This is a genomic window from Bacillus sp. PAMC28748 (assembly GCF_014250415.1).
Classification (GTDB): domain Bacteria; phylum Bacillota; class Bacilli; order Bacillales; family Bacillaceae; genus Bacillus; species Bacillus licheniformis.
Genome location: NZ_CP060192.1, coordinates 14,364 through 41,094, shown reverse-complemented (window position 1 = coordinate 41,094; position 26,731 = coordinate 14,364). Strand labels below are relative to the sequence as shown.

Here is a 26,731-nt window from a genome sequence, read left to right as displayed (position 1 = left end):
GGCCCTGATGGCCGCATCTTTTTTGATGCTATGCTGCTGTATCAATTACATCTACGATCATGCCTGTTTTTGCATCAACCATGACTTCGTACTGTTCGAGCTCTCCGAAAGCGGAACGCGTAATGCCTGTTTTGTACACCATGACGGTTTCGCCGTTTACGGTATAGGCTTCCGGAACGGTATATATCCATGAACCGTCGATCGGGCCTCTCTGTTTAAAAGCGGACTTGACGATGCGCAGCGCTTTTTCAGAAGAAATGTAAGGCTGCATGACATATTGTTTGACAACGACGGCCGCGGCAATGCCGATGCCGGCTCCAATAAGAAAGTGGCGCAGTTTCATCCTTTCAGCACCTCCAAAGCTTGTTTTTTTCATTATACAGAACATGTCCGTCCGTGTTAAGGATGGGCTCTCTTCTGGAAACACATCGCACACTTATGTAAAATGTAGAGAGATACATAAGAAAAGAGGGAAACAGATGAATCAGGAAACGAGAACGCTTTTTCAAACGCTTACGGAGCTCCCCGGCGCCCCGGGAAACGAACATCTTGTCCGTCGCTTCATGAAAAAAGAGCTTGAAAAATATGCTGATGAGATCATCCAGGACAGACTTGGAAGCGTGTTCGGCGTTAAACATGGACCTGAAGGCAGTCCAAAAATTATGGTGGCCGGCCATATGGATGAAGTGGGGTTTATGGTCACATCAATTACAGATAACGGCCTGCTTCGGTTTCAAACGCTGGGCGGCTGGTGGAGTCAGGTTTTATTGGCCCAGCGGGTGGAAATCCACACGGACAACGGACCGATCCCCGGCGTCATCGCGAGCACGCCTCCTCATCTTTTGACAGATGAGCAGAGGAGACGTCCGATGGATATCAAAAACATGATGATTGATATCGGGGCGGATGACAGGGAAGATGCCGAACGCATCGGTGTCAAACCAGGCCAGCAAATCGTACCGATCTGTCCGTTTACCCCGATGGCAAATGAAAAGAAGATCCTTGCGAAAGCATGGGATAACCGCTACGGCTGCGGACTCAGCATTGAATTGCTGAAAGAACTGCAAGGAACAGAACTTCCGAACAATCTTTACTCAGGTGCGACCGTCCAGGAAGAGCTCGGAACAAGAGGCGCGCAAACTGCGGCCAATATGATACAGCCTGACTTGTTTTTCGCGCTTGATGCAAGTCCGGCAAACGATTCGAGCGGCGACAAAAATCAATTTGGCCAGCTTGGCAAAGGAGTGCTGTTGAGGATTTTCGACCGGACCATGGTGATGCACAGCGAAATGAGAAATTTTGTGCTGGATACGGCAGAGACAAATGACATCCCGTATCAATATTTTGTTTCTCCGGGAGGAACCGACGCCGGCCGTGTTCACATCTCAAATGAAGGCGTTCCTTCGGCCGTGATTGGCATTTGTTCAAGATACATCCATACATCTGCTTCCATTATCCACGTTGATGACTACCTTGCTGCAAAAGAATTGCTGATCAAGCTTGTCAAAGCTTGCGACAGTTCTGCCGTCCAGTCGATTTTGCGAAATGAGTGAACAAAGAAACCCTGTGCTGCTTAACGCCCAGGGTTTCTTTTTGGAAAAACAACTACCGGCTTTCAAATACGTATGACAACGATTTAATTGCCTGATTTACAGTTTCCACAGTAATGTTCGCTTTGTTTGACAGTTCTTTTAACGGATGATGGAGTGATTCGGGTCGGATGATGATCAGCGGTTTGCCTTTGGCGATCGCGTATGATGCATCCATTGCCGTGTTCCATTGCTTGTATTTTTCCCCGAAAAGAGCGATGACAACATCCGCCTTGTTCATTAAAACGGAAGTTCTAAAATTGTTCAAATCCGAGGCTGCATCATCCTTTGCGATTGAATCAGCCTGCTTGCCCATAATTTCTTCACCGATGTTGTCGGAGCGCTCGTGATTTTCCATCGGTCCGACAAATGTGATCGGCAGCTTGAGCGATTTTGCTTTTTCCTTCACCTCTTCGCGCCAATTGCTATGTATTTCTCCGGCAAGATAAACGATAAATTCCATACATGCTCCTCCTGACTGTCATGGGATCACGGCGCGAGGCGCCTTAACGGATATTTTTACCCTATTACTTATAATGTTAAACGAGAATGGCTTGATAAAGCAAAAAAATTATGCTTATGATATGAAAGAGGTTCGGATCCTTAAGATTTTCCCTTTTTAAAACGGGTAAGATACATAAGAATCGTCCATCTTTTAAAAAAGCCGGCAGGCAGCAAAAGGCTGGCTATAGAGCCGGCAGTCTGGTATGATCCGAATGGATGATAAGAACTTATATTGGAGGCGTTGAGTGATGAAAACGATCGAGACGAATGAAGAATTGCAAAAAGTTGTGAAAGACGATTTATCCTTGTTGATGTTTTCGGCTGACTGGTGTCCGGACTGCCGTTTTGTAGAACCTTTTTTGCCCGAGCTTGAAGCGAACTATCCGGAATTTACATTCTATTATGTTGACCGCGACAAATTTATAGACACGTGCGCGGAGTGGGATATTTTCGGAATCCCAAGCTTCCTCGTATTTAAAGAAGGAAACGAAATCAGCCGCTTTGTCAGCAAAGACCGGAAAACGAAAGAGGAAATCGAGCAATTTTTGACCGATTCACTGAATAAGTAGCCGAAAGGAGAGTTCCTCTATGAAAATGACCTCAAGGAAACTTTCCGATATATTAAAAAAACGTTTGCAAAATGACAGCTGGTCCTTTCATTTCGACAGGGAAAAGGACAGCTTGAGAATCGAAGATAAAAACACTGGAAAAGGCATTACACTCGAGCTCCCGGGGATCATCGCGAAATGGGAGCAGAAAAAAGATGATGCGATTGACGAAGTCGTCTATTATACTGAGGAAGCGCTCAACGCCATGAAAGGCCAGTCGCAGGAAATGGAAGGACGGGAAAGCCTGATCTATCCCGTCATCCGCTCAACTTCCTTTCCCGAGAAGTCCAGCGCAGGCGTTCCCTTGGTTTTTGACGGCCACACGGCTGAAACACGAATTTACTATGCGCTCGACCTTGGCAACACATACCGTCTGATCGACGAAAAAATGCTTGAAAAAGAGGGCTGGACAAAAGAAAGGATTCGGGAAACAGCTTCCTTTAACCTTCGCTCGCTCCAGACCGTTGTCAAAGAAGACGAAGTCGCAGGCAATCACTTCTACTTTTTCAGAGCGAATGACGGCTATGACGCCAGCAGGGTGTTGAACGAATCGATTCTCGCAGAGTATGAGAAAAACGCGGAAGGGACCCTCGCCGTGTCAATTCCGCACCAGGATGTGCTGATTATTGCCGACATCCGCAATAATGCCGGATACGATATACTCGGGCAAATGTCGATGAGCTTTTTTGCAAACGGCACAGTGCCGATCACTGCGCTTTCTTTCCTGTATGAGGATGGAAAGCTTGAACCGATCTTTATTCTGGCTAAAAACCGCCCTAAAAAGAAATGATAGAAAGGAATTTTTCTCATGAACGCATTTTATAATCCAGAAGGCGTAGGCGATACGCTGCTCATCTCATTGAACGATATTCCACGTGAAGAGATCGCTTTTGAGCGGTACGGAGACGTCGTGAAAATTTTTCATAAAGACACAAAGGAAACAGCAGGCTATAACATTTTTAATGCCTCCTCATATTTGAGCATTGAGGAAAGCGGAGCTATTGCGCTTTCCGAATCCTTTGTCCAGGATGTGAATGAAATTCTGGTCCGCAACGGTTTGAAAGACGAGCTGACCGTCGACCTTTCTCCGAAGTTTGTGGTCGGATATGTTGAAGAAAAAGAAAAGCATCCGAATGCCGATAAATTAAGTGTTTGCAAAGTGAATGTAGGGAGCGAGACGCTGCAAATCGTCTGCGGAGCTCCCAATGTTGAAGCCGGCCAAAAAGTCGTCGTTGCCAAAGTCGGCGCCGTGATGCCTAGCGGTATGATCATTAAAGATGCGGAACTTCGCGGAGTGGCGTCAAGCGGCATGATTTGTTCTGCCAAGGAGCTGAATCTCCCAGACGCGCCGAAGGAAAAAGGCATTCTTGTTCTTGACGACGGCCGTAAAGCAGGAGAAGCCTTTACATTTTAACGGCATAAAATGAACAAAACTTTCGAATAGATGTAAAAAGAAGCCGCTGGGTAGACAAACTTGGCGGCTTTTTTATTCGGAGGGCGGACGCTTGGAGAAGGACTTGTCCTTTTCTGGGTGGGGAAGCAGTGGTATACTTAAAACCGTCCCCGAAAAATTTAAGGGAGTTAGAGAGTGATGATTCATGAGCTGGTTTAATAAAATGTTCAGCCTGTTTTTAGGCGATGATGAAGATAATGAAAAACAAAAAAAGCACATAGACGAATTTGAGGCGGATTCATCTTCAGAGGACGAAGAGATGCCGCAAATAACCGACGCAAAAGTCGTATATGAATATCCAAAAGGGAAATTCCGCTTTCCGGTTATACCTGATCAAAACACGCGGCCGCGGGAAAAGGACGACAGCCGCGAACAAAGGACCCGCCGCCCGGCGAGCCGATATTCAGCTTCTCAGCCGAAACCCGGCAATTCATATCATTATGAAGAGAAAGCGGCGGCGAAAAAACCTTTTAGGCCGTCCGTCATCCCATCACCGGTTTACGGCTTTCATGAGCAGAAAAGAGCCAAGCCGGAAAATCATACATATCGTGCAAAAAAACAAACTGAAGCGCGTGTCACGCTGTTTAACGAAGAAATTGAAAAAGAGCAGAAGTCTGCAGAACATAAGCAGCCGGTACGAGAAGAAGCTTCCGTGCAAACTGAAAAGAACGGCCGTCCGCTGATCAAAAGCGAGAGCCGCAATCCTGCATTGCGCGCCGAATTCGAAGATGTCCCGCAGGCATCCACGGAGATTCCAAAAGAAACGGAAATCCGTCCAGAGCGAATGACAGAAGGCGCGGGACTCGCAGAGGAAAAAGCGCTGCGAAATGAAGCTGTAGAAGAGACCGCCTCCGCATCACAAAACATAACGGAGGAAGACGCAATCCCCGCTGAGCAAACACCGGAACAAATCGAAAAGCTTTTGGATAAGATTGAGGAAACCGGAGAAGAGATGGTACTGGCAGAGGACGCAGAAGCCGCCACGGAAGAACAAGGGAAGACTTACGGTTCGGGCAAAACGCATCCCGACCCGGAAGCTTCAGTTCCGGAAGAGCCGCACACTCATGGCCGCGCCTCTGAAATAACCGTCCAGAGCGATGAATCTTCCCATAGGACAGATTCAAACACCCCGGCTGACGCTCTTGAAGAAACAAGCGGAAGCCGCCAGACTGGCTGGAGACAAGAGCAGGCGTCATGTTCACCGGAAACGGCAGCGCCAAGCGCGGGTGAACCCGAAAGCAGGCAAGAGAACCGGGAGACTACAAGGATAAACGAGGATCGGCCGGAAGCTCCGCGGAAGCGGGAAGCAGGAGCCGCTCCGGGATCGAAGAAAGGCTCTGTTCCGTTTAATGTCATGATGTTTGCCTCAGATAAACAAAAAGAAAAAGCGCCTCAAGGGTATCAGTTCCCGAATATGTCTTTGCTTGATGTGCCGCCGGCGCAAAAGCAGGATGATCAGGACTGGATACACGAGCAGCGGGAGCTGTTGGACGTCACGCTTGAGAACTTCAATGTTAAAGCAAATGTCGTTCATGTCACCCAAGGGCCTTCTGTGACAAGATTTGAAGTTCATCCTGAACCCGGAGTGAAAGTCAACAAAATTACAAATCTGTCAGATGATATTAAACTCAGCCTGTCAGCGAAAGATATTCGGATCGAGGCACCGATCCCGGGAAAAAATACGATCGGAATTGAAGTGCCGAATCTGCACAGCAAAATGGTTTATTTACGCGAAATGATCAGAAGTTCGGAATTTAGAACGAATCCGTCTCCTCTGACAGCAGCTCTCGGACTCGACATATCCGGAAAGCCCGTCGTGGCTGATCTGAAAAAAATGCCCCACGGTTTGATTGCCGGGGCTACGGGATCAGGAAAAAGCGTATGCATCAACACGATCTTAGTAAGCCTGCTGTTTAAAGCGTCGCCTAGGGATGTAAAGCTTCTGCTTATCGATCCTAAGATGGTGGAGCTTGCTCCGTATAATAATATTCCTCATCTCGTCAGTCCTGTCATCACAGATGCAAAAGCGGCAACCGCCGCATTAAAATGGGTTGTCGAGGAAATGGAACGGCGCTATGAATTATTTGCTCATTCCGGTGTTCGGGAAATTGAGCGTTTTAATGAAAAAGTCCGGGAACAGAACATGGGTGAAAAACTTCCTTATCTTGTTGTCGTGATTGATGAACTTGCCGATTTAATGATGGTCGCTCCGAATGAAGTGGAAGAGAGCATCTGCCGAATCGCACAAAAAGCAAGAGCGTGCGGCATCCATCTTCTGATTGCGACGCAGCGGCCTTCAGTTGATGTCATTACCGGCTTGATTAAAGCCAATATCCCAACAAGAATAGCGTTTTCTGTTTCAAGCGCTGTCGATTCAAGAACAATTATCGATATGGCGGGAGCTGAAAAGCTTCTTGGAAAAGGGGATATGCTGTTCTTGGAGAATGGTTCAGGCAAACCGGTCCGCCTGCAAGGCAACTTTGTGTCCGACCGGGAGATTGATCGTGTCGTTTCACATGTCAGACGGCAGCAGGAGCCGAACTATTTATTTGAACAGGAACAATTGGTCAGACAAAATCCGGCCGGATTTGACCACGATGAACTGTTTCTTGAAGCGTGCGAATTTGCCGTGGAACAAAACAGCGCCAGCACTTCAAGCCTGCAGCGGCGCTTCCGCATCGGCTATAACAGAGCTGCCAGATTAATCGATATGATGGAAAGGGAAGGCATGATTTCTGAAGCGAAAGGGAGCAAGCCGAGAGAAGTCCTGATTACAAAGGCTGATCTGGAACAGTTAATAGAAAGTAGTTCACTTTTCGGCTAAACATGGTATGATAGCTGATGGGCGTGTTTTTTTAGAGCGCCGTATATTAAAGCGCCGCCAGCGGCGTTTTAATCCGTTTTTAAGAGCACTTCCGTGAAAGGGATCAAAAAAATCCTTTCCGCAGGAGGTTTATTCGCTCTTGAAAATGCCTGATACTGAATATAATTATGACTTTGAAGAAAACGATGCGGCCGGGCTTTAGGTTGCAAATTGAAATAAGCGTCATATACTGGGAAGCAGATAGACGTTTGTTGGAGGTACTATTATGACTGTTTATCATTTTGTCGGAATAAAAGGGACAGGTATGAGTCCGCTTGCCCAAATTCTCCATGATAATGGATATAATGTCCAAGGATCGGATATCGAAAAGTACATTTTTACACAAACCGCTTTAGAGGAGAGAAATATCCCGATTTATCCGTTTGATCCGGAAAATATCAAGCCGGGAATGACTGTTATTGCCGGAAATGCTTTTCCCGACACTCATCCCGAAATTGAAAAAGCGCAAGCTGAAGGCCTGCCAGTCGTGCGGTATCATAAATTTCTCGGCGATTATCTGAAGAAGTTTACGAGCATTGCCGTAACAGGGGCACACGGCAAAACGTCAACGACGGGCCTTTTGTCACATGTCATCAAAAAAGCAAAACCGACTTCTTATCTGATTGGAGACGGAACTGGAAAAGGCTGCGAAAACAGCGAGTACTTTGTGCTTGAAGCCTGTGAATACAGAAGGCATTTTCTGAGCTATCAGCCCGATTATGCAATCATGACAAATATTGATTTTGATCATCCCGATTATTTCGCGAATATCGATGATGTATTTGATGCATTTCAGACGATGGCATTACAGGTGAACAAGGGAATTATCGCATGCGGTGACGACGAGTATTTGATGAAAATCCATGCGAACGTTCCAGTCGTATACTACGGCTTTGCCGAGGAAAACGATTTTCAGGCGAGAAATGTCATCAAAAATACTGAGGGCACAACGTTCGATGTTTTCGTCAGGAACACATTCTACGACACTTTCTATATACCGGCATACGGCAGCCATAACGTTCTGAACGCTTTGGCCGTCATCGCCCTCTGCCATTATGAACAGGTCGATGTCGACATCATTAAAGAAGGATTGCAAACCTTTGGCGGCGTTAAACGCAGATTTAACGAAAAACATGCCGGCAGCCAAGTGCTGATTGACGATTATGCCCACCATCCGACTGAAATCACGGTGACGATTGAAGCAGCCAGACAGAAGTATCCGGAACGGGACATTGTTGCAGTATTTCAACCGCATACATTTACGCGCACGCAGTCATTCCTGAATGAGTTTGCCGAAAGCCTCAAGAAAGCCGATTATGTATATCTTTGCGATATATTCGGATCTGCCCGGGAAAACGCAGGAAAGCTGACGATCGGTGATTTGCAGGAGAAAATTCCGCAGGCGAAGCTGATCGATGAAAATGACACATCAATTTTAAAGGAGCATGAAAATGCGGTGTTAATTTTCATGGGCGCAGGTGACATTCAAAAGTATTTAAGAGCATATGAAAATGTATTAGCATAACAAGAAAAAGGCAGTGTGAGTCAATCCGCTGCTTTTTTGTACATATGAAGCGGGAGTTTCTGTTAAAGGAATTCACCCGTGCGTATAGAAAAAGTAAATATAGAGGTTTACGATTTAAACAATTGGGTATACATCAATTGTAAGCCCTTAGCTGAAGGAGGATAAGATGATTATTATTCTGTATTTAAGCGCTGCACTCATCGCTGTTAGCTTTCTTATTTTGGTTATCTATTTATCAAAAACATTAAAATCGCTTCAAGTCACACTTAATCATGTTGCATCAACGCTGGAAGGTGTGGAAGGACAAATGAAAGGCATCACCGCTGAAACAACGGAGCTCCTGAATAAGACGAATCGGCTCGCTGATGATATTCAGGAAAAATCTTTGAAGCTGAATACGGTCGTGGATGCCGTTCAGGAAGTCGGCACATCGGTCAGGCAGTTTAACAACTCCATTCAGCAGGTTTCACAGTCCGTCACATCAGCCGCAGAGCAAAACCGTGAAAAAATTTCTCAAGTTGTCAGCTGGAGCAATGCAGCTTTGGAAATTTGGAATAGATGGAAACAAAAGAAGATGAGGGAGGAATAATAAATGAGTAAAGACGGAATGAATACTAAGGATTTTTTAATCGGCACGTTTGTAGGCGGAATCATCGGGGCGGCTGCAGCTTTATTTTTAGCGCCGAAGTCGGGGAAAGAGCTTCGCGATGACCTTGGAAATCAGGCCGTCGTTTTAAAGGATAAGACCGGAAAGCTCACAAGCGAAGCGAGGGAGAGAGGCTCTGAGTACGTCAGCATCGCCAAAGAGAAGACATCTTCGATTTCACAGCTTGTTGCCGACCAGTCTTCACAGATTATGGATAAAGTCAAAGACTTGCGAAGCAAGGGTGCCGAAAAAGCTGGTGAACTAAAGGAAGAAGCATCGTCTGCAATCGAAGAACAGGCTGAAGAAGCCAAAAATGAAATAGAAGATGAAGCAAGGAAAACAGCAGATACCGCTCAGAAATAACTGTGGAAAGGGAGATCACCGTGTCGAAACAGCTCATTCAAACAGAGGATGAATTTAAAAGGCTTGCAGAAAACAATGATACATTTATCTTTTTGAAACACAGCGTGACATGCCCGATCAGCAGGCGCGCGTTTGAAGAATTCGAATCATTCGCCAATCAGCATGAAGACATACCGGCTTATTATTTAAAAGTGCAGGAAAGCCGCCCGCTGTCAAACTATATCGCTGAGCAATACGGGATTAAGCACGAAAGTCCTCAAGCCTTCATTTTTACAAACGGGAATGTGAAATGGCATGCCTCCCATTCGCAAATTACCGCACAAGCACTTGCGGAAAACAGCAGATAATCCGCTGCTAAAAACGGCCAAGACGTATAGCGTTTTGGCCGTTTTCTATGTTGTTATGATGCTTTTGCCTCATGGAAATGCCTTTTTAGGAAAATGTATCGTTTGATCCATTGGTGTGCGTTATAATTAATAAAACGGGAGGTGATCAGTTGAACACTGAATTAAAGGACATGCTTCAATCCGTTCTAAAAGAAGAATTGAGTCCGATCAATCAGCGCCTTGATGGAATCGACAAGCGCTTAGACAAAATCGACGCACGCTTCGTTGAGATAGACAAGCGCTTCGATGAAGTGGACGCACGCTTCGTTGAAGTAGATAAGCGCTTTAACGCAATCGACAAGCGCTTCAAAGAAATAGACGGGCGCTTAAACAAAGTAGAAAACCGCTTAAACGCAATGGACAAGCGGCTGAATCGGCTTGAAACAGATATAGATGAACTGAAAAGAGGGCAGGAGAGGCTCCCGAAAACGATCATCGAGAACATCGGACAATTTACGGAGAACATTGTCGAACATGCCGATGATAAGGCGGCTGCCTTGAATGACAGGGTTTTTAGCGTCGAAACCGCAATACAGAGAATATACAGGTTATCAAGTTAAAGAATCAAACATGATTCTTTTTTTTATTCTTCCGATAAACACCCGCACAGCAAGGGATAAACTGCATATAATGCTTTATCACTTAAAAGCGTTTGGGTAATAAAGAATTTTTTCGTGACATTTTAAGAAACATTGTTTATAATAAACCCTAATCAATTGAATCATTCTTATTTTCATAGAGGGTGAAGTTAAAAGAAAGGATGGATTACCATGAGCAACACTGAACTTGATTTGCTGAGGCAGCAGGCGAATGAATTAAACTTGCAAATATTAAAGCTGATTAACGAGCGAGGAAGAATCGTTCAGGAGATTGGAAAAGCGAAGGAAGCACAAGGCATCAACCGCTACGATCCTGTCAGAGAAAGAGCGATGCTGAACGAAATTATTGAAAATAACGACGGACCGTTTGAAAACTCGACGATCCAGCATATCTTCAAAGAGATTTTCAAAGCCGGGCTTGAACTGCAGGAAGACGATCACAGCAAAGCGCTGCTCGTTTCTCGCAAGAAAAAGCCTGAAAATACAATCGTTGATCTGAAAGGCGAAAAAATCGGCGACGGAGAACAAAGATTTATCGTCGGTCCGTGTGCGGTTGAAAGCTACGAACAAGTAGCGGAAGTCGCAGCGGCAGCTAAAAAGCAAGGCTTGAAACTGCTTCGCGGCGGAGCTTTCAAACCGCGTACAAGCCCGTACGACTTCCAAGGCCTCGGCGTGGAAGGCCTGCAAATCTTAAAGCGTGTTGCTGATGAGTATGATCTGGCCGTCATCAGTGAGATCGTGAATCCGCAGCATATTGAAGAAGCCATTGATTACATCGATGTCATCCAAATCGGCGCCCGCAACATGCAGAACTTCGAGCTCTTAAAAGCGGCCGGTTCAGTGAAGAAGCCGGTTCTGCTGAAGCGCGGACTTGCCGCAACGCTGAAGGAATTCATCAATGCAGCGGAGTACATCATGTCGCAGGGCAATGATCAAATCATCCTTTGTGAACGCGGAATCAGAACGTATGAAACAGCGACTAGAAATACGCTTGATATCTCAGCTGTGCCGATCCTGAAGCAGGAAACTCACCTTCCTGTATTCGTGGATGTCACTCATTCAACCGGACGCCGCGACCTGCTTCTTCCGACAGCAAAAGCAGCGCTTGCGATCGGAGCTGACGGTGTCATGGCCGAGGTCCATCCTGATCCTTCTGTCGCGCTTTCCGACTCAGCTCAGCAAATGGATATCCCGACATTTGAAAAATGGTTAAATGAACTGAAGCCGCTCGTTCAAGTAAAAGCATAAGATTTGTTTATGGACCGCTCGCGAGCGGTCCTTTTTTTACGTTGTCATCAAAAATTGTCGAAAAAATTTCTTATTTTTAAGTAAAAAGCTGTTTATTCTTATTTAAATTAATTATAAAAATAAAGGGAACGTTTTCATATTAGGTAAAACCGTGTATAATTTCAGAGAGCCCCTTTTGTTTTGGCAGGTTATGAAAAATAATGTAAACTGGTGTTCTGTTTATTTTACATAAAGTTTTACATTTTGACATTTCTCTACATGAAAATGTTTATGCTATAGGAAAAGAAAAGTGTACCCAGTTAAGGAGTGGTAAAAATGAGTAATGTGACAATATATGATGTAGCACGCGAAGCAAATGTAAGTATGGCAACCGTTTCCCGGGTCGTCAACGGGAATCCGAATGTCAAGCCGACGACGAGAAAGAAGGTGCTTGAAGCGATCGAGCGTCTTGGCTATCGTCCAAACGCCGTGGCAAGAGGGCTGGCAAGCAAAAAGACGACGACTGTCGGCGTGATCATTCCCGATATTTCCAGTATCTTTTATTCAGAGCTGGCGAGGGGAATCGAAGATATCGCAACGATGTACAAGTACAATATTATTTTGAGCAATTCCGACCAGAATATGGACAAAGAACTTCATCTTTTGAATACGATGCTAGGAAAGCAAGTTGACGGTATCGTCTTTATGAGCGGAAATGTGACTGAAGAGCATGTGGAGGAATTTAAGCGATCGCCAGTTCCGATCGTGCTTGCGGCATCTGTTGAAGAAAAAGGGGAAACGCCGTCGGTTGCGATCGATTATGAACAGGCGATTTATGATGCGGCAACCATGCTGATTGAGAAAGGCCATAAGCGCCTTGCGTTCGTCTCAGGACCTATGGCTGAACCGGTTAATCAAGCGAAAAAACTGCAAGGCTTTAAAAGAGCGCTTGGGGATAAGGGGCTGCAATTTAAGGAAGAGTATGTTGTAGAAGGCGATTATACGTACGATTCAGGAATGGAAGCGCTGGAGGCTTTAATGAAGCTGGATGAAAAACCGACAGCCGTCCTGTCAGCGACAGACGAAATGGCGCTCGGCGTTATTCACGCAGCACAGGATAAAGGACTGGCTGTTCCGGATGACCTTGAAGTGATCGGTTTTGACAATACAAGGCTTTCATTAATGGTTCGGCCGCAGCTGTCGACTGTCGTCCAGCCTACGTATGATATCGGTGCCGTGGCGATGAGGCTTCTGACAAAGCTGATGAACAAAGAGGAAGTCGAAGAGCATATTGTCCAGCTGCCGCATCGCATTGAACTCAGACAATCAACAAAATGATCATCATTAAATAAACGAGAAAGAAAGCAAGTGTTCACAGCTTTTTTCGTGAATTGCTTGCTTTCTTTTCCTTGAGCTGGAGAGATTATGAAAAAATGAAACGATTTGATTATCTGACACCGGTCGGTTTTATTCTGGGTATTTTCATTTTAGTGCTCGGCGTTGTCTCTGGAGCGGGGCTTTCCGGTTTTTATTCGTTTATCGATTTGACGTCTTTTTTTATTGTGACGGGTGGATTGTGTGCAGCTGTATTCATCAGCTTTTCCCCGAAAGATTTAAAAAGAGCGCCGGCTGTGCTGAAGCAGGTCTTTATTTCGGAGGAAGATGATGTGCGCGAATTGGTCAAAACCTTTGTCAGCCTGTCTGAACAGGCGCGCAAACAAGGAATTTTATCATTGGACGCCAATGTCAATGAAATGAAAGACCCGTTTTTGAAAAAAGGCCTGCTCCTTGCCATCGACGGATGGGATGAGGAGACGATCCGCAATGTGATGAACTCGGAAATTGCCGCGATGGAAGAACGACACAGAAAGGGGAGAAGGATCTTTGAAAAAGCAGGAGAATTTGCGCCTGCATGGGGAATGATCGGAACGCTTGTCGGTCTCGTCATGATGCTCAAAAACCTGAACAAGCCGGAAACGCTCGGTCCGAATATGGCAATCGCCCTTTTGACGACGCTTTACGGATCACTTTTAGCCAACATGCTGTTTATACCGATCGCCGCGAAGCTTGAAGAAAAGACGGAGAATGAAATCTTTAAGAAGCAAGTCATGATCGAAGGCATCATCGGCATCCAGTCGGGAAGAAATCCGCGAAATCTTGAAAGTCAGCTTGTCGTTTTCAGTTCAAAAGAAGAATGGACAAAAAAGCGGGCGGACCGCATGAAACAAAAGGACAGGTCTCATGAAGCTTAGACATGAACGAAGGAAGCGCGAGCAGGGCCGCAAATCGCCAAACTGGATCATCACGTTTTCGGATTTGATTACGCTCATCCTCGTGTTCTTTATTTTACTGTTTTCGATGTCGCAAATCGATTTAAACAAATTCAAAGCAGCAGTCGGTTCATTTCAAGACAGGGCCGACGGCAAATCCGTCGCAGAGTTGAAAAAAGACGCGGGCGATCAGAAGGCTGAAAAAACGGCTAAAAGCCAAGATGATTTATTAAAGAAAATCAATGACTATATTGAAAAAAACGAACTGTCAAGTTTGATTGCGGCCAAGCGTGACGAACGGGGCGTCATTCTCGTCCTTCAGGAAGCGGTTTTGTTTGATTCAGGGAAAGCGGATCTGAAAGACCAAGCTCACCCGCTTTTGCATAAAATCGCCGTCCTTCTCAAATCGGTGTCCAACCCGATTCGTGTGGAGGGGCATACGGACAGCCGCCCGATTTCGACTTACCGTTTTCCATCCAATTGGGAGCTTTCTGCAGCAAGGGCGAGCACTGTGATCGGCTACTTTACGTCGAAGGAAAAGCTCGACTCGTCGCGTTTTCTTGCCATCGGTTATGCGGATACAAAACCGGTCAGGGACAACCGCACTGAGAGCCATATGAAGGAAAACAGGCGCGTCGAGATTGTCATCGCAAAACAATAATGAGAAGAAAGCAAGGTCTTGCACAAAAGCAAGGCCTTTTCTGCGTGCCGCAATTTTCATATTAAGTGGTACGCTGGGCAGAGCGAATCGGATAAAGGGCTTTGGCAACGGTTTGTGCGTTTTTTTCCGTTATTTCGGTTTTTCTTGGAATTGGAGGATACAAATCTTCCGGGTCGGACCAGTTGGCAGGAAGCCGGACAGATGCCTGTTTCCCCCATTTTTTCAGCCATTTTTCAGGCATTTTCTCCTCTGGTTCCATCCCTTTCATTTCAAGCCAGATTCTTGCCCATGCCCTCGGTACGACGCGCCAAATGTCGTAGCCGCCTCCGCCGACAGCGATCCATCTTCCGCTGCAATAGGTGTGTGCAAGTTCGTGAGCGAGCTTTGGAATCTCTTCGTAAATCTTCATCGTCGTGCACAAGTGTGTCAGCGGATCGTAGTAATGTGCGTCAGCTCCGTTTTGCGACAAAATGACATCCGGTTTGAAAAACTCGGCTATTTCAGAAACAGCCGTCCGGTAGGATTCAAGAAAAGACTCATCTTCTGTGAAGGCATCGAGCGGGATATTAAAAGCATAGCCGTAGCCTTCGCCATGACCTCTTTCCTGAACCTGCCCCGTTCCCGGGAATAGGTAGCGGCCTGTTTCATGTATCGAGACGGTGCAGACGGAAGGATCATCATAGAACGTAAACTGCACCCCGTCGCCGTGATGGGCGTCTGTATCAATATATAAAACTTTCGCATGATATTTTTTCTGCAAGTAACGTATCACAACTGAACTGTCATTATAGACGCAAAAGCCTGAAGCCCTTCCTCTGAACCCGTGGTGAAGCCCGCCTCCAAGATTGAGGGCGTGTCTAGCTTTGCCCGTCATGACATAGTCTGCAGCCGTCAGCGTTCCGCCTACCAAAAGGGAGGCGGCTTCATGCATCCCGGCAAAAACAGGGGTATCCTCCGTTCCAAGCCCGTAGTTTTCGCTTTCGGCTGCCGGGAGCTTTCCCGCCCCTGCAAGCTGGACGGCCCTGATATAATCGCCCGTGTGAACAAGCTCGAGCTCGGTTTCTGTCGCTGCGCGCGGGGCAATCGTTTCTCCCGGTTCAAATGCGCCGACCGTGTTCAAAAGATCGTATGTTACATAGACTCGCAGCTGATTAAACGGGTGGTCTTGATGAAATTGATAGGTTTGATATGAGGGAGAAAAAATAAATACGCTGTCCTTCATGGCAAATCCCTTTGAACAGCCGGCCAAAGAACCTGATACCCTTTGGATTTTACGTCTTTGATGATAGAGGCGGGATTCATCGTTTGAACGCGAAACACGAGTATTTTCGAATCATCTTCATCACCGGGATATACGAGCACGCTCAATATGGCGATTTGGCGCCTGCTGAAGATGGCGCTGATATCAGCGAGGCTTCGGGCAATATGATCGGTTTTAATTTCGATTTGGGAGCCTGGAAAATGGGCTCCTGTCAGCTGAACTAACGTATGCAGCAAATCGGATTTTGTCACGATGCCGACAAGCTTTCCGTTTTTTACGATCGGGAGGCAGCCGATTTCGTGTTCAAAAAAGACGGCTGATATTTCTTCGGCAAAATCAAGCGGGTGACCGGTGATCACTTCTTTGGACATGATCAGTTCCACCGGCTTTTTTAAATCTTCGTTAGATCTGTTTTGGGCAAAGATACTCGGACTTGCTGTTTTGACGTCCCTGTCCGTGACAATGCCTATGACCGTTCCCCGTTCATTGATGACGGGAAGGTGCTTTATGTGGAATGTTCGCATGCGTTTGATCGCTTCTTCAATCGTATCGGTTCTGGATAGTGTCACAACATCCCGTTTCATGATTTTTTCAACAATCATATTCAGGTCCCCTTTGCTCCCTTAATACATAAAACGATTGTGGAATCTGAGTCTGTCAAAACGCTCGATCGATTCCTGACTGACCTCTTTTCCGATGCGTGCCATTAAACAGTTGGCGGGATGGGAGCTGATTTCCGGATCGTCTGTCGCAAACCAGACAAGTCCTCCGGCATTCATCATCTTCTCCATCATCTTTCTGTATTCCCAAACATCTTTGTTAGTCCCCTTTAGATCCCAATGCCAGTAATATTCAGTCGTGATGATAATATATTTTTCCATCTGCGGATCCATCATGCTGACCGCAAGCAGCGTCTTCCCGACAGAGTGACCTCTGAACGCCGGAATGACTTCGATGGCTCCAAGCTCGATTAAATTTTCCATGTTTCCTTCAGACCATCTTTCAAGCGGGTCTGGATAAACATATGTCACATAGCCGACAATGGTTTGCCGGAAACGGGCGATGATGATTCGTCCTTCGGGAAGCCCTGCGATTTCGATTAATGCTTCATGTTGTTTTTGTGATGGGCGAAAGGCTGTAAGCTCGTCGTGAAATTCATATTCTGCGAGTTTTTCGGGACTGATAGGGCCCTCTATCAGCACAGAGCCTTTCTCGGTCTGCAATTCTTTGGCATGATAAGTTTTGTGATGCTCCACGTATCCACCGCCTTACATCTTAGTTGAAGTCTTTTATACATAACATACCAAAATATTAAGCGTTTTCATAGGAGAGAAGAGTATTTTTTAAAAATTGAGAAAATAAAAAATCTATACTATAATATATTTTGATGATCGAACAAAGGGGGATGGGCATGGAATTGAAAGCGCTGCCAGCAGAAAAGGGAAATTACAACTTGAAAGACTATGATGAAACATACCGGACATTTGACTGGAAGGATGCCGAAAAGCATTTTTCATGGCACAAAACGGGAAAAATCAATGCAGCTTATGAAGCTATCGACCGCCACGCTGAGTCAAATTTGAAAAACAAAGTGGCATTTTACTACAAAGATCCGGTCCGCGAAGAAAAGTACACTTTCAGAGAGATGAAAAATGAAACCAACAAAGCCGGGAATGTCTTAAAGCAGCATGCCGATGTGGGAAAGGGAGACCGTGTGTTTGTTTTTATGCCGAGATCGCCCGAGCTTTATTTTATTCTTCTCGGCGCCATCAAATTGGGAGCGATCGTCGGGCCGTTATTTGAAGCGTTTATGGAAGGTGCCGTCAAAGACAGGCTTGCAAACAGCGGAGCGAAGGTCATCGTGACGACGCCGGAATTGCTTGAACGGGTGCCGGCCGATGAACTTCCGGATCTTGAATCAATCATTGTCGTTGGAGAAGGCGTAAAGGAAGAAGGACCTGTCATTGATTATTACGCGAAAGCGGCGGAAGCAGGCACTGATCTTGAGATTGAATGGGTGGATCAGGAAGACGGGATGCTGCTTCACTATACGTCGGGTTCGACCGGCGCGCCAAAAGGGGTTCTCCACGTCCATAAAGCAATGATCCAGCATTATCAAACAGCCAAATGGGTTCTTGATCTGCATGACGATGACATCTATTGGTGCACCGCTGATCCCGGCTGGGTCACCGGAACGGTTTACGGGATTTTCGGTCCGTGGCTGAATGGAGCTACGAATGTTGTCGTAGGCGGCAGATTCAGTCCTGAGGCATGGTACGAAACGATTGAAAAAATGGAAGTGACGGTATGGTACAGCGCGCCAACGGCTTTCCGGATGCTGATGGGTGCAGGCGACGATCTTGTGAATAAATATAATCTAAGTTCCTTGCGGCATATTTTAAGCGTAGGGGAGCCGTTAAATCCCGAAGTCATCAGGTGGGGGCATAAAGTCTTCGGCAACCGGATTCATGATACTTGGTGGATGACTGAAACAGGATCGCAGCTCATCTGCAATTACCCGTGCATGGAAATTAAACCGGGATCAATGGGCAAGCCGATTCCCGGTGTAGAGGCTGCAATCGTCGACAACCAGGGAAATGAACTGCCTCCTTACAGAATGGGAAATCTCGCCATTAAAAAAGGCTGGCCGTCGATGATGCATTCGATCTGGAACAATCCTGAAAAATATAGCTCCTATTTTATGCCGGGCGATTGGTATGTGTCAGGAGATTCCGCCTACATGGATGAAGACGGGTACTTCTGGTTCCAGGGACGGATCGACGATGTCATCATGACATCGGGCGAACGCGTCGGCCCGTTTGAAGTCGAGAGCAAGCTTGTTGAGCATCAGGCCGTCGCTGAAGCAGGCGTCATCGGCAAACCGGATCCCGTCCGGGGTGAAATTATTAAAGCGTTCATCGCCTTGAGGGACGGTTATGAACCGTCAGATGCGTTAAAAGAAGAAATCAGGCAGTTCGTGAAACAAGGCTTGGCCGCACATGCCGCGCCAAGGGAAATCGAATTTAAAGATAAACTGCCGAAGACAAGAAGCGGAAAGATCATGAGACGCGTCCTGAAAGCATGGGAGCTGAACCTTCCGGCAGGCGATCTCTCATCGATGGAAGACTGATGTCTCATTGACAATGCAAAAATATTATGTTAAAAAAGATTTAGTCGAATATTCAAAAGGTGAAGACTGAGATCAGTAGAACGCATCCTTCCCTGTCTTAGAGAGCTGATGGCCGGTGAAAATCAGCACATATGGATGGTTTGAATTACACTCATGAACCGCTTTTGCGAAAAAAGCCTTCCGGGCTTTCTGTAGCAGAAGAACGGAAGCTTTTCCGTTATCAACGAGAGTGAAAAGAGCGCGGCCATGCGTTCTTTTAAGCAGGGTGGTACCGCGATTTTTATCGTCCCTTCGTTTTTGCGAAGGGGCGTTTTATTTTGGAAAAAAGGAGCTAATTGATGATGACACACATACTTGATGATTTGTCCTTCAGGGGACTGATTCAGCAGCAAACCGATGAAGCAGGCTTGAGAGAACTGCTCGATAAAGAGAAAATCAGCTTATACTCCGGATTTGATCCGACAGCTGACAGTCTGCATATCGGCCACCTGCTGCCGATTTTAATGCTTCGCCGCTTCCAGCTGGCCGGACATCGTCCGATTGCGCTCGTAGGCGGGGCGACGGGCCTTATCGGCGATCCGAGCGGAAAGAAAGCGGAGCGCACGCTGAACAATGAAGAAATCGTCCGCGAATGGTCGCAGAAAATCAAAAACCAGCTTTCGCGTTTCCTTGATTTTGAAGCTGAAGAGAACCCGGCGATCATGGCGAACAACTATGACTGGATCGGCAAAATGAACGTCATTGATTTCCTGCGCGATGTCGGCAAAAACTTCGGAATCAATTACATGCTTGCCAAGGATACGGTAAGCTCCAGAATCGAGACAGGCATATCTTATACTGAATTCAGCTACATGATCCTGCAGTCTCTCGATTTCTTGAATTTGTACAGAAACCAGGAATGCAAGCTTCAGATCGGCGGAAGCGACCAGTGGGGCAACATCACATCAGGTCTCGAACTCATCCGCAAATCCGAAGAGAATGCAAAAGCTTTCGGATTGACGATTCCGCTTGTGACAAAAGCAGACGGCACGAAGTTCGGAAAAACGGAAGGCGGCGCGATCTGGCTTGATAAAGAGAAAACGTCGGCGTATGAGTTTTATCAGTTCTGGATCAATACCGACGACAGGGATGTCGTGAAATACTTAAAATACTTCACTTTCTTATCAAAAGAAGAAATTGAAGATCTCGCTGAAAAAACAGAGACGGCGCCTGAAAAACGCGAAGCGCAAAAGCGCCTCGCCGAAGAAGTGACCGTTCTTGTACACGGCCGTGAAGCGTTTGAGCAGGCCGTCAACATCTCAAAAGCACTGTTCAGCGGAGATATCAAACAATTGACAGCTGAAGAAGTAAAAGTCGGCTTTAAAGGGGTTCCTTCCCTGGAGGTCGAGAAAGCGGATGAACTTCCTCTTGTTGAAATACTCGTCCAATCAAAGCTGTCTCCGTCTAAACGGCAGGCGCGCGAAGATATCACGAATGGCGCGGTATACGTTAACGGCGAGCGCCGCACCGATGTTGCGGACGTCCTCACCGCCGACGACCGCATCGAAGGACAGTTTACCGTCATTCGCCGCGGTAAAAAGAAATACTTCCTGCTGACTTATAAGTAATCAAAAAAACTCTTGCCAAACGGCAAGGGTTTTTTTGTGTCAACATGTTTCATGCATGTTCATTCAGGAAATGTCAAAAATATAGATGTAATAGGTAAAGCGTTTCCATCGTTGAAGAGGGAGGAATGTAGCATGAACCTGTTCATTGCAGCCAAAGAAAAATTTATGGAAGATTACCACAAGCAGCTGGAAACGGAACGAAAACAAGAGGTGCAGCAGTCGGCTGACGGATACAATCAATTGAATCAGACGGAAAATGCAGCAAAGCGGCTGAAGTAGAGGGTCTTTAGAGGCCCTCTTTTTTATCAATAAAACGGCCGGCAGTCTCTTTACCCACCCGTTTTATTGATAACGATCGACAGTTTATAATTTGCATGATGGTTTAAGTCTATTAAAAATTGGTCCAACTGTTGATTTGACGGAAACTTGCATTCAAGAAGATAACAGCCGTCTCCGCTGATTTTATAGTTATGAATGATGTATTTCTGCTGTGCTTTAATAAATGAAAGATAAGGCTTATGATAAGTGCTTTTTGTATAGATATTGATAAAAGCGTGAATAAAACACCCGAGTTTCACTTGATTCACTTGTATGGTATAACCTTCAATCACTCCTTGATCCTCTAATTTAGCAACCCTTGCTGAAGCCGCCTGACCTGTCAAATGAACTTTCTCTCCTAATTCCTTCATGGTCATCCGGCTGTTTTTTGATAATTCCTCTATGATTTGCTTGTCTGTATGATCCAGCATTTCATCAAATCCTCTCAAATGAACGTTTTTCAAAAATCAAGTCAAACGCTGTAAAGACTTGATTTTATCTATTTAAATGTTGATCGGTCATAGTATAAACTAATCGTAAATGAAAGGAAAGGCATGATAACTATGAATATTCAACAAATTCGAAATGCAACATTGGCCGTCAAATATGCGGGCAAAACATTTTTAATAGATCCGATGCTGGCTGAAAAAGGCGCTTACCCTCCTTTCCCGAACTCAGCAAGACAAGAGCAAAACAACCCTTTGGTCAGCCTGCCTGTGCCAACCGACGAGCTCGTCAAGAATACAGACGCAGTCATCGTCACTCATCTGCATTTAGATCATTTTGACGATGCTGCCAAAGATCTGCTTCCGAAAGAAATCAAACTGTTTGTCCAAAATGAAGCAGATGCTGAGGAAGTGAGAAAAGCCGGTTTTCATAATATAGAGGTCTTAACAAAAGATACGGTGTTTGAGGGGATTCAATTAATCAAAACAAAAGGCGAGCATGGGAGGGGAGAGATATTAAAGCTTGCCGGAGAAGTGTGCGGCGTTGTCTTCAAACACTCAAAGGAGAAAACGCTGTATGTGGCAGGGGATACAGTTTGGTATGAAGGTGTCCGGGAAGAAATCGCTGCGCATCAGCCGGACGTCATAGTCGTTAACGGAGGAGACAATCAGTTCTTTGAAGGAGGGTCTCTTGTGATGGGAAAAGAGGATATTGCTGAAGTCTATCAAGCTGCACCTAAGGCCACAATCATTTCCAGTCATATGGAGGCTGTCAACCATTGGACTTTATCACGAAAAGAATTGAAGAGCTTCATTCAGGAAAAAGGAATGTCCTCGCGCGTACTTGTGCCGGATGACGGCGAATCTTACACATTTTAATATATGACAGGTCAAAGCCGTAAAAAACAGACAGTGAACTTCTGTCTGTTTTTTAATTCTTCTTCGAGACCAGAGATGTAATCAATGCCTCCGGCGGGATTCGAACCCGCACTCCTTCCGTAAGCATAGGCTAGGGGAGAACACGCTTCCCTACGGACTTTCACCGACAGGAATTCCACCTGTCTCAGCTATTTGCTTTTCGGTGCTTCTGAAACCCTTGCCTTGCGACCCGTTCCTACAATGTTTAACGGCGCTCTTCCCTTCTAGAGCTACGGAGGCGAAATGAATGATTCATATTATACAGAAGCAATGGTTAAATGGAAACTGTATATTGTTTTTCCTATGATATGAATGTAAGCTCAAAGCCCATAGAAAAAATGTTCTTTCCGAACAGGCATCAAAACATCCCTTCAAGTAAATGGTCGAAAATGATATTTTATGGTATAATTCATATGTTTTTCGCAAATTTATAGATTTGGCAGTGGAGGAAATTGTATGAAGTGGTATTGGAGAGGCTTGAAGAATTATGCGAATTTTGAAGGGAGAGCAAGACGAAAGGAATACTGGTTGTTTCATGTATTTAACGGCATCATATGCTTTATATTATTTATCTTATCATTAATGGTAGTAAGTTTATTTATTTCAGGAATCATGACAGCAGAAGGATATGACAGATATCAAGTAGGATATATCATTGGGTATGGCGGGGGGTTCCTCGGATACATTCTCATCTTTATTTATCAGTTGGCTGTTTTGGTGCCTTCTTTGGCTGTCAATGTCCGCAGGCTGCATGATACCGGGAGAAGCGGCTGGTGGATTTTAATTGGCTTTTTGCCGATTATCGGTGCTGTCATTCTGCTTATTTTTTACTGTCAGGCTGGCGAAGCAAAAGAAAATCAATATGGACCAAATCCAAAAGTAAATGTATCGTAAATTGGCCCCCAATTGTTAGAAAATCATCTGGCGATTGGGGTTTTTTTATATACTGAAGCAGACCTGAATTTTTAATTTTATTGAGCAACCCTTCAATAATATCATCGGAGCTTTGTTCAATGTGCCAGCAATACCGAAGAGTGTTTGGCGGTATCACTCTCAGCAGCGATTGAGGATCGTATGGTGATACCGGAGAACAGTCAAATCGGCGAGACTAAATAAAAGCAGTCGCTGAAGTTCAGTTGTGGCTGCATCGCGACACGGATCTCGGTCCTTTTTCGGAAGCTTTTTATAAATAAATCGCACACCATCCCGCTAAAACCCCCATAACAAAGCAGTCGTTGCTGTCCATTTTTTTGCCGTGTTTAAGAAAGACATTCAAAGCCCAATTCAGTTTAGTGCCCTCCGCCGTCTTTGTAACCCATTTTTTGCTGATATTGTAGTACATGACTTTGAAAAGGGCGAATGCAACTGAACAGAATACGTAGAACAAGACAAACTTAGCAAAAAACAAAAGCATTTGTCGGCCACTCCTCCGCTTTCATTGTCTAACCAACGATTTAATTTTACCGAAGATGTTTAAAGGAGAAAAGGAGATGTTTGCTTGTGAGAAGGTACCTTACTCTTATGAGGCGGGTCTGTTTTATTTCGGCGGGCGAATTTCGAACCAGGATGAATGTGATCACAGATATCATTTGAAAGTGAATCATCAGATCTATCAGCAGCCAGAATCAACGGGGAGTAAACAAAAAACCCTAGAATCGTTGGGATGTCAACAATTCTAGGGTTTTTGCCCATGCTCTTTAAAGAGCATTTTCTATTAACGAGAGTAGAACTCAACGATCAGCGCTTCGTTAATCTCAGCAGGAAGCTCAGAACGCTCTGGAAGGCGAGTTAGTGAACCTTCAAGCTTTTCAGCGTCAAAAGTCAGGTATTCAGGAACAAAGTTGTTCACTTCAACCGCTTCTTTAACGACAGAAAGGTTTTGAGATTTTTCACGAAGTGAAATCGTTTGGCCAGGTTTAACTTGGTAAGACGGAATGTCAACGCGGCTTCCGTCAACAAGAACGTGACCGTGGTTTACCAATTGGCGTGCTTGGCGGCGAGTGCGCGCCAGGCCAAGACGGTAAACGATGTTGTCAAGACGTGACTCAAGAAGAATCATGAAGTTTTCACCGTGTTTACCGGCCATTTTCGCAGCTTTGTCAAAAAGGTTGCGGAATTGGCGTTCGTTCACACCGTACATATGGCGAAGCTTTTGCTTTTCTTGCAATTGCAAACCATATTCTGATAGTTTTTTACGCTGTCCCGGACCGTGAGGACCTGGTGCGTAAGGACGTTTTTCTAATTCTTTACCCGTACCGCTTAAAGAGATGCCTAAACGGCGGGATAATTTCCAGCTTGGACCTGTATAGCGAGCCATAATGTGACTCCTCCTTTGGTTTTATTTTTGTGAAAATAAAACCCATCTGTTCAATTCAGCCATGTCCATTTTGTTTTCATGTATCCTCGCTCCAGCAGCAAAGAGTTACACGATACACCTTAATAAATAAGGAACAAAATGAAACATAGAAGCAGAACAAAAAGGCTGCATTATTTCACACAAAGAAGATTATATAATGTCCGCCGGGCAAAGTCAACCATTCATGGATCGTCCCGAAAGGAACGGACTGTTTATAAGTATATAGTCCTGTTTTTGTGATATAATCAGGAAAATAAAATACAAAAAACGGATTTTTTAAGGTGATGACCATGAATAAACAAACTGAAGACCTATATCTGTCTTTTCATCAAAAGCTGTTTCAATTTTTTTTAAAAAAGCCGGCCGTCTCGTACGACGACTCTGTTGCCTGGCTAAAAGCGGCAGCAGAGTCATTTTTTTCGTTTATATCTCTAACAGTGCAGCCTTCTTCAAGACTGCAGGGATCGAGAGGCGACGGTGATCCGATCAGCCGAGTGAGCGATTATCATACCATTATAACAATAGAAGAAAACAGCAAATATATAGAACTTTCATGTCAAAAGAAACATAAATTACCAGAACGTCTCGCGGAATCCATTCATCTGTTTTTGGTGCATTGTCTGGAGCTTGACGCATTATTTCGTGATGAGCTTAAGAAAACAAAGATTTATGAAAAGACGGAGCTGCTGCATGAGCTGATGGATCAGGAGCAGGTGCTGAAGACAATGCTCGAAAGCTTAAGGAGTGTGTTTCCTTTTTTAACGTATTGTCTTTTCTTGTCATACGATGAGGATCAATACATCAACCTCCCTGCGATAGAGTTGGATGTGCAAAGCGAATCGACCGATTCTTTTGCCTTGGAGGCATACTTATCAGGACAGGAGAAGAGCAAAAATGAAGCGGAAGTATACATTCCGATTAAAGGCCGGCAGGGAACGTACGGCGTTTTGAAAGCCTTTGGACCAGGCGCTGCCGATACGGCAGCGGATATATGCATTATTTCGAATGCGGCAGGGAAAGCATTTGAAAATTCACGGCTTTACGAACAGTCGCAGAATATGATTTCAAATTTGGAGCTGATTAATGAAACATCGCATCAGCTGAACCGGACGAAACGCCTTCCGGATATGATGAAGAGCTTGTCCGAAAGGCTGATCAGTTCATTCGGCGCCGAAGAGGTGGGCTTTTTTTATAAAAATCACTTAGGCAAGGAAACCCTGCTGCCGGAAAGCACTAGTTTTTTTCAGACGGATGAGGCCCTTCCATACATCCGCTATGTCAAAGAGAAGATATCAGAGGAAAACGGGGTGTTTGTCGGAAACGGTTCTTCGCTTTTTGGGAATGAAGGATATGCTTCATTAATGGGCGTTCCGATGCTGGAAAATAATGAAAACAAAGGATTTGTCATCGTGTTGAAAAAAAATGTCTGCTCCTTTTCGTTTGAGATGTTTAAGCTGTTTCAGACGCTGATCAGGCATTCCACGCTCGCCGTATCGAATTTGATGCTGCGCGACCGGCTGAAGTATCTTGTTCAGACAGACCGTTTGACAGAGCTCTACTCGAGAAGCCATCTCGATGAGAAAATCGGGTACAGTATGAAATTGGACGAGAGCGGCGTCCTTGTATTGATCGATATTGATGATTTTAAACAGATTAACGATACGTACGGCCATCAGAAAGGCGATGATATTCTTATACAAGTCGCCCGGGTGATCCAGCGAAACATCCGCGATCAGGATGTCGCAGCAAGGTGGGGAGGAGAAGAGCTTGCGGTATACTTGCCGAAAGCAAGGCTGAACGCCGGTGAAATGCTTGCCGAAAGGCTCATAATGCTTGTCAGGGAATGTACGGATCCGACGGTGACGATTTCGTGCGGGGTATCCCATTGGTCTCAGGATCGTCCGAAATCTTTATCCGACCTTTTTAAAGAAGCGGATGTCGCGCTGTACAATGCAAAGCGGAACGGGAAAAACAAGTTTATGACACATTAAAAAAGAGCCG

28 protein-coding genes and 1 other annotated feature are annotated in these 26,731 nt (G+C 45.4%); of the genes, 20 read left to right on the top strand and 8 right to left on the bottom strand.

The genetic code is table 11. The annotated features are described in order from the left end of the window. Positions 1–28: 28 nt before the first annotated feature. The gene (locus H7F26_RS00210) at positions 29–343 is read right to left on the bottom strand and encodes a PepSY domain-containing protein (protein WP_003184468.1); all 315 of its coding nucleotides are present in this window, start codon (positions 341–343) and stop codon (positions 29–31) included. 136 nt (positions 344–479) lie between these two features. Here H7F26_RS00210 and H7F26_RS00205 point away from each other — a divergent pair, with 136 nt between their 5' ends. Next, on the top strand, positions 480–1,553 hold the full coding sequence (locus tag H7F26_RS00205; protein ID WP_003184466.1) for a M42 family metallopeptidase: 1,074 nt from the start codon (positions 480–482) through the stop codon (positions 1,551–1,553). A 52-nt stretch (positions 1,554–1,605) separates the two neighbouring features. Here the strand turns inward: H7F26_RS00205 and H7F26_RS00200 are convergent, their stop codons facing one another. Further along, positions 1,606–2,052 carry a YtoQ family protein gene (locus H7F26_RS00200; protein ID WP_003184464.1) on the bottom strand — a complete coding sequence of 149 codons (447 nt, stop codon included), beginning with the start codon at positions 2,050–2,052 and terminating at the stop codon, positions 1,606–1,608. 289 nt (positions 2,053–2,341) lie between these two features. On the opposite strand from H7F26_RS00200, the gene H7F26_RS00195 reads away from it, so the two are divergent. The 13 genes from H7F26_RS00195 (at position 2,342) to motS (ending at position 14,694) form a co-directional block, all read left to right on the top strand. Continuing rightward, a complete protein-coding gene (locus H7F26_RS00195; protein ID WP_003184462.1) occupies positions 2,342–2,662 on the top strand; it encodes a thioredoxin family protein in 321 nt (106 codons plus the stop codon). A gap of 19 nt (positions 2,663–2,681) precedes the next feature. Next, positions 2,682–3,491, top strand: coding sequence for a DUF1444 domain-containing protein (locus H7F26_RS00190; RefSeq protein WP_003184460.1), 810 nt, complete (start codon positions 2,682–2,684; stop codon positions 3,489–3,491). A gap of 18 nt (positions 3,492–3,509) precedes the next feature. Then, positions 3,510–4,115, top strand: a complete 606-nt coding sequence (gene ytpR / locus H7F26_RS00185; protein ID WP_003184458.1) for a YtpR family tRNA-binding protein — start codon at positions 3,510–3,512, stop codon at positions 4,113–4,115. Between the two features lie 184 nt (positions 4,116–4,299). Continuing rightward, entirely contained in the window at positions 4,300–6,978 is a 2,679-nt protein-coding gene (locus H7F26_RS00180) for a DNA translocase FtsK (protein WP_003184457.1), read from the top strand. Positions 6,979–7,243: 265 nt separating this feature from the next. After that, a complete protein-coding gene (gene murC, locus H7F26_RS00175) occupies positions 7,244–8,542 on the top strand; it encodes a UDP-N-acetylmuramate--L-alanine ligase (protein WP_003184455.1) in 1,299 nt (432 codons plus the stop codon). A 166-nt stretch (positions 8,543–8,708) separates the two neighbouring features. Next, the gene (locus tag H7F26_RS00170) at positions 8,709–9,131 is read left to right on the top strand and encodes a DUF948 domain-containing protein (RefSeq protein ID WP_003184453.1); all 423 of its coding nucleotides are present in this window, start codon (positions 8,709–8,711) and stop codon (positions 9,129–9,131) included. Positions 9,132–9,134: 3 nt separating this feature from the next. Beyond that, on the top strand, positions 9,135–9,551 hold the full coding sequence (locus H7F26_RS00165; RefSeq protein WP_003184452.1) for a YtxH domain-containing protein: 417 nt from the start codon (positions 9,135–9,137) through the stop codon (positions 9,549–9,551). Positions 9,552–9,571: 20 nt separating this feature from the next. Further along, positions 9,572–9,898 carry a bacillithiol system redox-active protein YtxJ gene (ytxJ, locus tag H7F26_RS00160; RefSeq protein ID WP_003184451.1) on the top strand — a complete coding sequence of 109 codons (327 nt, stop codon included), beginning with the start codon at positions 9,572–9,574 and terminating at the stop codon, positions 9,896–9,898. 149 nt (positions 9,899–10,047) lie between these two features. Beyond that, a complete protein-coding gene (locus tag H7F26_RS00155) occupies positions 10,048–10,497 on the top strand; it encodes a hypothetical protein (protein ID WP_003184449.1) in 450 nt (149 codons plus the stop codon). Between the two features lie 210 nt (positions 10,498–10,707). Beyond that, a complete protein-coding gene (locus tag H7F26_RS00150) occupies positions 10,708–11,784 on the top strand; it encodes a bifunctional 3-deoxy-7-phosphoheptulonate synthase/chorismate mutase (RefSeq protein ID WP_003184447.1) in 1,077 nt (358 codons plus the stop codon). A 315-nt stretch (positions 11,785–12,099) separates the two neighbouring features. Beyond that, on the top strand, positions 12,100–13,101 hold the full coding sequence (ccpA, locus tag H7F26_RS00145; RefSeq protein ID WP_003184445.1) for a catabolite control protein A: 1,002 nt from the start codon (positions 12,100–12,102) through the stop codon (positions 13,099–13,101). 95 nt (positions 13,102–13,196) lie between these two features. After that, the gene (gene motP / locus H7F26_RS00140) at positions 13,197–14,015 is read left to right on the top strand and encodes a flagellar motor protein MotP (RefSeq protein ID WP_009329389.1); all 819 of its coding nucleotides are present in this window, start codon (positions 13,197–13,199) and stop codon (positions 14,013–14,015) included. After that, positions 14,005–14,694, top strand: coding sequence for a flagellar motor protein MotS (gene motS, locus H7F26_RS00135; protein WP_009329387.1), 690 nt, complete (start codon positions 14,005–14,007; stop codon positions 14,692–14,694). Before motP ends, motS begins: the two co-directional genes overlap by 11 nt. A 61-nt stretch (positions 14,695–14,755) precedes the next feature. Here motS and H7F26_RS00130 read toward each other — a convergent pair whose 3' ends face one another. From H7F26_RS00130 to H7F26_RS00120, 3 genes are read right to left on the bottom strand one after another with little or no spacing between them, the layout of a single operon-like run. Further along, the gene (locus H7F26_RS00130; RefSeq protein WP_017474660.1) at positions 14,756–15,916 is read right to left on the bottom strand and encodes an acetoin utilization protein AcuC; all 1,161 of its coding nucleotides are present in this window, start codon (positions 15,914–15,916) and stop codon (positions 14,756–14,758) included. After that, the gene (locus H7F26_RS00125; protein ID WP_017474659.1) at positions 15,913–16,557 is read right to left on the bottom strand and encodes an acetoin utilization AcuB family protein; all 645 of its coding nucleotides are present in this window, start codon (positions 16,555–16,557) and stop codon (positions 15,913–15,915) included. The genes H7F26_RS00130 and H7F26_RS00125 overlap by 4 nt, the downstream gene beginning before the upstream one ends. A gap of 21 nt (positions 16,558–16,578) precedes the next feature. Then, positions 16,579–17,211, bottom strand: coding sequence for a GNAT family N-acetyltransferase (locus H7F26_RS00120; RefSeq protein ID WP_003184432.1), 633 nt, complete (start codon positions 17,209–17,211; stop codon positions 16,579–16,581). 155 nt (positions 17,212–17,366) lie between these two features. On the opposite strand from H7F26_RS00120, the gene acsA reads away from it, so the two are divergent. The 3 genes from acsA (at position 17,367) to H7F26_RS00105 (ending at position 20,971) form a co-directional block, all read left to right on the top strand. Continuing rightward, positions 17,367–19,085, top strand: coding sequence for an acetate--CoA ligase (gene acsA / locus H7F26_RS00115; protein WP_016885598.1), 1,719 nt, complete (start codon positions 17,367–17,369; stop codon positions 19,083–19,085). A 53-nt stretch (positions 19,086–19,138) separates the two neighbouring features. Continuing rightward, positions 19,139–19,379: a binding site (T-box leader), on the top strand. Between the two features lie 47 nt (positions 19,380–19,426). Then, positions 19,427–20,692 carry a tyrosine--tRNA ligase gene (gene tyrS / locus H7F26_RS00110; RefSeq protein WP_025806244.1) on the top strand — a complete coding sequence of 422 codons (1,266 nt, stop codon included), beginning with the start codon at positions 19,427–19,429 and terminating at the stop codon, positions 20,690–20,692. Between the two features lie 132 nt (positions 20,693–20,824). After that, the gene (locus tag H7F26_RS00105) at positions 20,825–20,971 is read left to right on the top strand and encodes a hypothetical protein (RefSeq protein ID WP_003184427.1); all 147 of its coding nucleotides are present in this window, start codon (positions 20,825–20,827) and stop codon (positions 20,969–20,971) included. A gap of 50 nt (positions 20,972–21,021) precedes the next feature. Here H7F26_RS00105 and H7F26_RS00100 read toward each other — a convergent pair whose 3' ends face one another. Next, positions 21,022–21,441 carry an Lrp/AsnC family transcriptional regulator gene (locus tag H7F26_RS00100; protein WP_009329380.1) on the bottom strand — a complete coding sequence of 140 codons (420 nt, stop codon included), beginning with the start codon at positions 21,439–21,441 and terminating at the stop codon, positions 21,022–21,024. Positions 21,442–21,573: 132 nt separating this feature from the next. On the opposite strand from H7F26_RS00100, the gene H7F26_RS00095 reads away from it, so the two are divergent. Together H7F26_RS00095 and H7F26_RS00090 are read left to right on the top strand one after the other, a co-directional pair. Continuing rightward, positions 21,574–22,335 (top strand): MBL fold metallo-hydrolase, encoded by a 762-nt coding sequence (locus H7F26_RS00095; protein WP_026080842.1) that lies wholly within the window; start codon positions 21,574–21,576, stop codon positions 22,333–22,335. A gap of 495 nt (positions 22,336–22,830) precedes the next feature. Continuing rightward, on the top strand, positions 22,831–23,268 hold the full coding sequence (locus H7F26_RS00090) for a DUF805 domain-containing protein (RefSeq protein ID WP_003184421.1): 438 nt from the start codon (positions 22,831–22,833) through the stop codon (positions 23,266–23,268). 289 nt (positions 23,269–23,557) lie between these two features. Here the strand turns inward: H7F26_RS00090 and H7F26_RS00085 are convergent, their stop codons facing one another. Together H7F26_RS00085 and rpsD are read right to left on the bottom strand one after the other, a co-directional pair. Further along, positions 23,558–23,788, bottom strand: coding sequence for a hypothetical protein (locus tag H7F26_RS00085; RefSeq protein ID WP_003184419.1), 231 nt, complete (start codon positions 23,786–23,788; stop codon positions 23,558–23,560). Between the two features lie 300 nt (positions 23,789–24,088). Then, complete coding sequence (gene rpsD / locus H7F26_RS00080; protein WP_003184416.1) at positions 24,089–24,691, bottom strand: 30S ribosomal protein S4; 603 nt, start codon at positions 24,689–24,691, stop codon at positions 24,089–24,091. Between the two features lie 329 nt (positions 24,692–25,020). On the opposite strand from rpsD, the gene H7F26_RS00075 reads away from it, so the two are divergent. Further along, positions 25,021–26,721, top strand: coding sequence for a sensor domain-containing diguanylate cyclase (locus tag H7F26_RS00075; protein WP_003184414.1), 1,701 nt, complete (start codon positions 25,021–25,023; stop codon positions 26,719–26,721). The last annotated feature ends 10 nt before the right edge of the window (positions 26,722–26,731 follow it).

What these genes read in the sequence shown, in the direction of transcription:
- H7F26_RS00200 (WP_003184464.1), bottom strand. Translation starts at nt 2,052, where the DNA reads ATGGAATTTATCGTTTATCTTGCCGGAGAAATACATAGCAATTGGCGC.
- H7F26_RS00180 (WP_003184457.1), top strand. Translation starts at nt 4,300, where the DNA reads ATGAGCTGGTTTAATAAAATGTTCAGCCTGTTTTTAGGCGATGATGAA.
- H7F26_RS00125 (WP_017474659.1), bottom strand. Translation starts at nt 16,557, where the DNA reads ATGATTGTTGAAAAAATCATGAAACGGGATGTTGTGACACTATCCAGA.
- H7F26_RS00090 (WP_003184421.1), top strand. Translation starts at nt 22,831, where the DNA reads ATGAAGTGGTATTGGAGAGGCTTGAAGAATTATGCGAATTTTGAAGGG.
- rpsD (WP_003184416.1), bottom strand. Translation starts at nt 24,691, where the DNA reads ATGGCTCGCTATACAGGTCCAAGCTGGAAATTATCCCGCCGTTTAGGC.
- H7F26_RS00195 (WP_003184462.1), top strand. Translation starts at nt 2,342, where the DNA reads ATGAAAACGATCGAGACGAATGAAGAATTGCAAAAAGTTGTGAAAGAC.
- H7F26_RS00190 (WP_003184460.1), top strand. Translation starts at nt 2,682, where the DNA reads ATGAAAATGACCTCAAGGAAACTTTCCGATATATTAAAAAAACGTTTG.
- ccpA (WP_003184445.1), top strand. Translation starts at nt 12,100, where the DNA reads ATGAGTAATGTGACAATATATGATGTAGCACGCGAAGCAAATGTAAGT.
- tyrS (WP_025806244.1), top strand. Translation starts at nt 19,427, where the DNA reads ATGACACACATACTTGATGATTTGTCCTTCAGGGGACTGATTCAGCAG.
- H7F26_RS00100 (WP_009329380.1), bottom strand. Translation starts at nt 21,441, where the DNA reads ATGCTGGATCATACAGACAAGCAAATCATAGAGGAATTATCAAAAAAC.
- H7F26_RS00085 (WP_003184419.1), bottom strand. Translation starts at nt 23,788, where the DNA reads ATGCTTTTGTTTTTTGCTAAGTTTGTCTTGTTCTACGTATTCTGTTCA.
- H7F26_RS00170 (WP_003184453.1), top strand. Translation starts at nt 8,709, where the DNA reads ATGATTATTATTCTGTATTTAAGCGCTGCACTCATCGCTGTTAGCTTT.
- H7F26_RS00205 (WP_003184466.1), top strand. Translation starts at nt 480, where the DNA reads ATGAATCAGGAAACGAGAACGCTTTTTCAAACGCTTACGGAGCTCCCC.
- motP (WP_009329389.1), top strand. Translation starts at nt 13,197, where the DNA reads ATGAAACGATTTGATTATCTGACACCGGTCGGTTTTATTCTGGGTATT.
- H7F26_RS00075 (WP_003184414.1), top strand. Translation starts at nt 25,021, where the DNA reads ATGAATAAACAAACTGAAGACCTATATCTGTCTTTTCATCAAAAGCTG.
- motS (WP_009329387.1), top strand. Translation starts at nt 14,005, where the DNA reads ATGAAGCTTAGACATGAACGAAGGAAGCGCGAGCAGGGCCGCAAATCG.
- acsA (WP_016885598.1), top strand. Translation starts at nt 17,367, where the DNA reads ATGGAATTGAAAGCGCTGCCAGCAGAAAAGGGAAATTACAACTTGAAA.
- H7F26_RS00095 (WP_026080842.1), top strand. Translation starts at nt 21,574, where the DNA reads ATGAATATTCAACAAATTCGAAATGCAACATTGGCCGTCAAATATGCG.
- H7F26_RS00150 (WP_003184447.1), top strand. Translation starts at nt 10,708, where the DNA reads ATGAGCAACACTGAACTTGATTTGCTGAGGCAGCAGGCGAATGAATTA.
- ytpR (WP_003184458.1), top strand. Translation starts at nt 3,510, where the DNA reads ATGAACGCATTTTATAATCCAGAAGGCGTAGGCGATACGCTGCTCATC.
- H7F26_RS00210 (WP_003184468.1), bottom strand. Translation starts at nt 343, where the DNA reads ATGAAACTGCGCCACTTTCTTATTGGAGCCGGCATCGGCATTGCCGCG.
- H7F26_RS00130 (WP_017474660.1), bottom strand. Translation starts at nt 15,916, where the DNA reads ATGAAGGACAGCGTATTTATTTTTTCTCCCTCATATCAAACCTATCAA.
- murC (WP_003184455.1), top strand. Translation starts at nt 7,244, where the DNA reads ATGACTGTTTATCATTTTGTCGGAATAAAAGGGACAGGTATGAGTCCG.
- H7F26_RS00105 (WP_003184427.1), top strand. Translation starts at nt 20,825, where the DNA reads ATGAACCTGTTCATTGCAGCCAAAGAAAAATTTATGGAAGATTACCAC.
- H7F26_RS00165 (WP_003184452.1), top strand. Translation starts at nt 9,135, where the DNA reads ATGAGTAAAGACGGAATGAATACTAAGGATTTTTTAATCGGCACGTTT.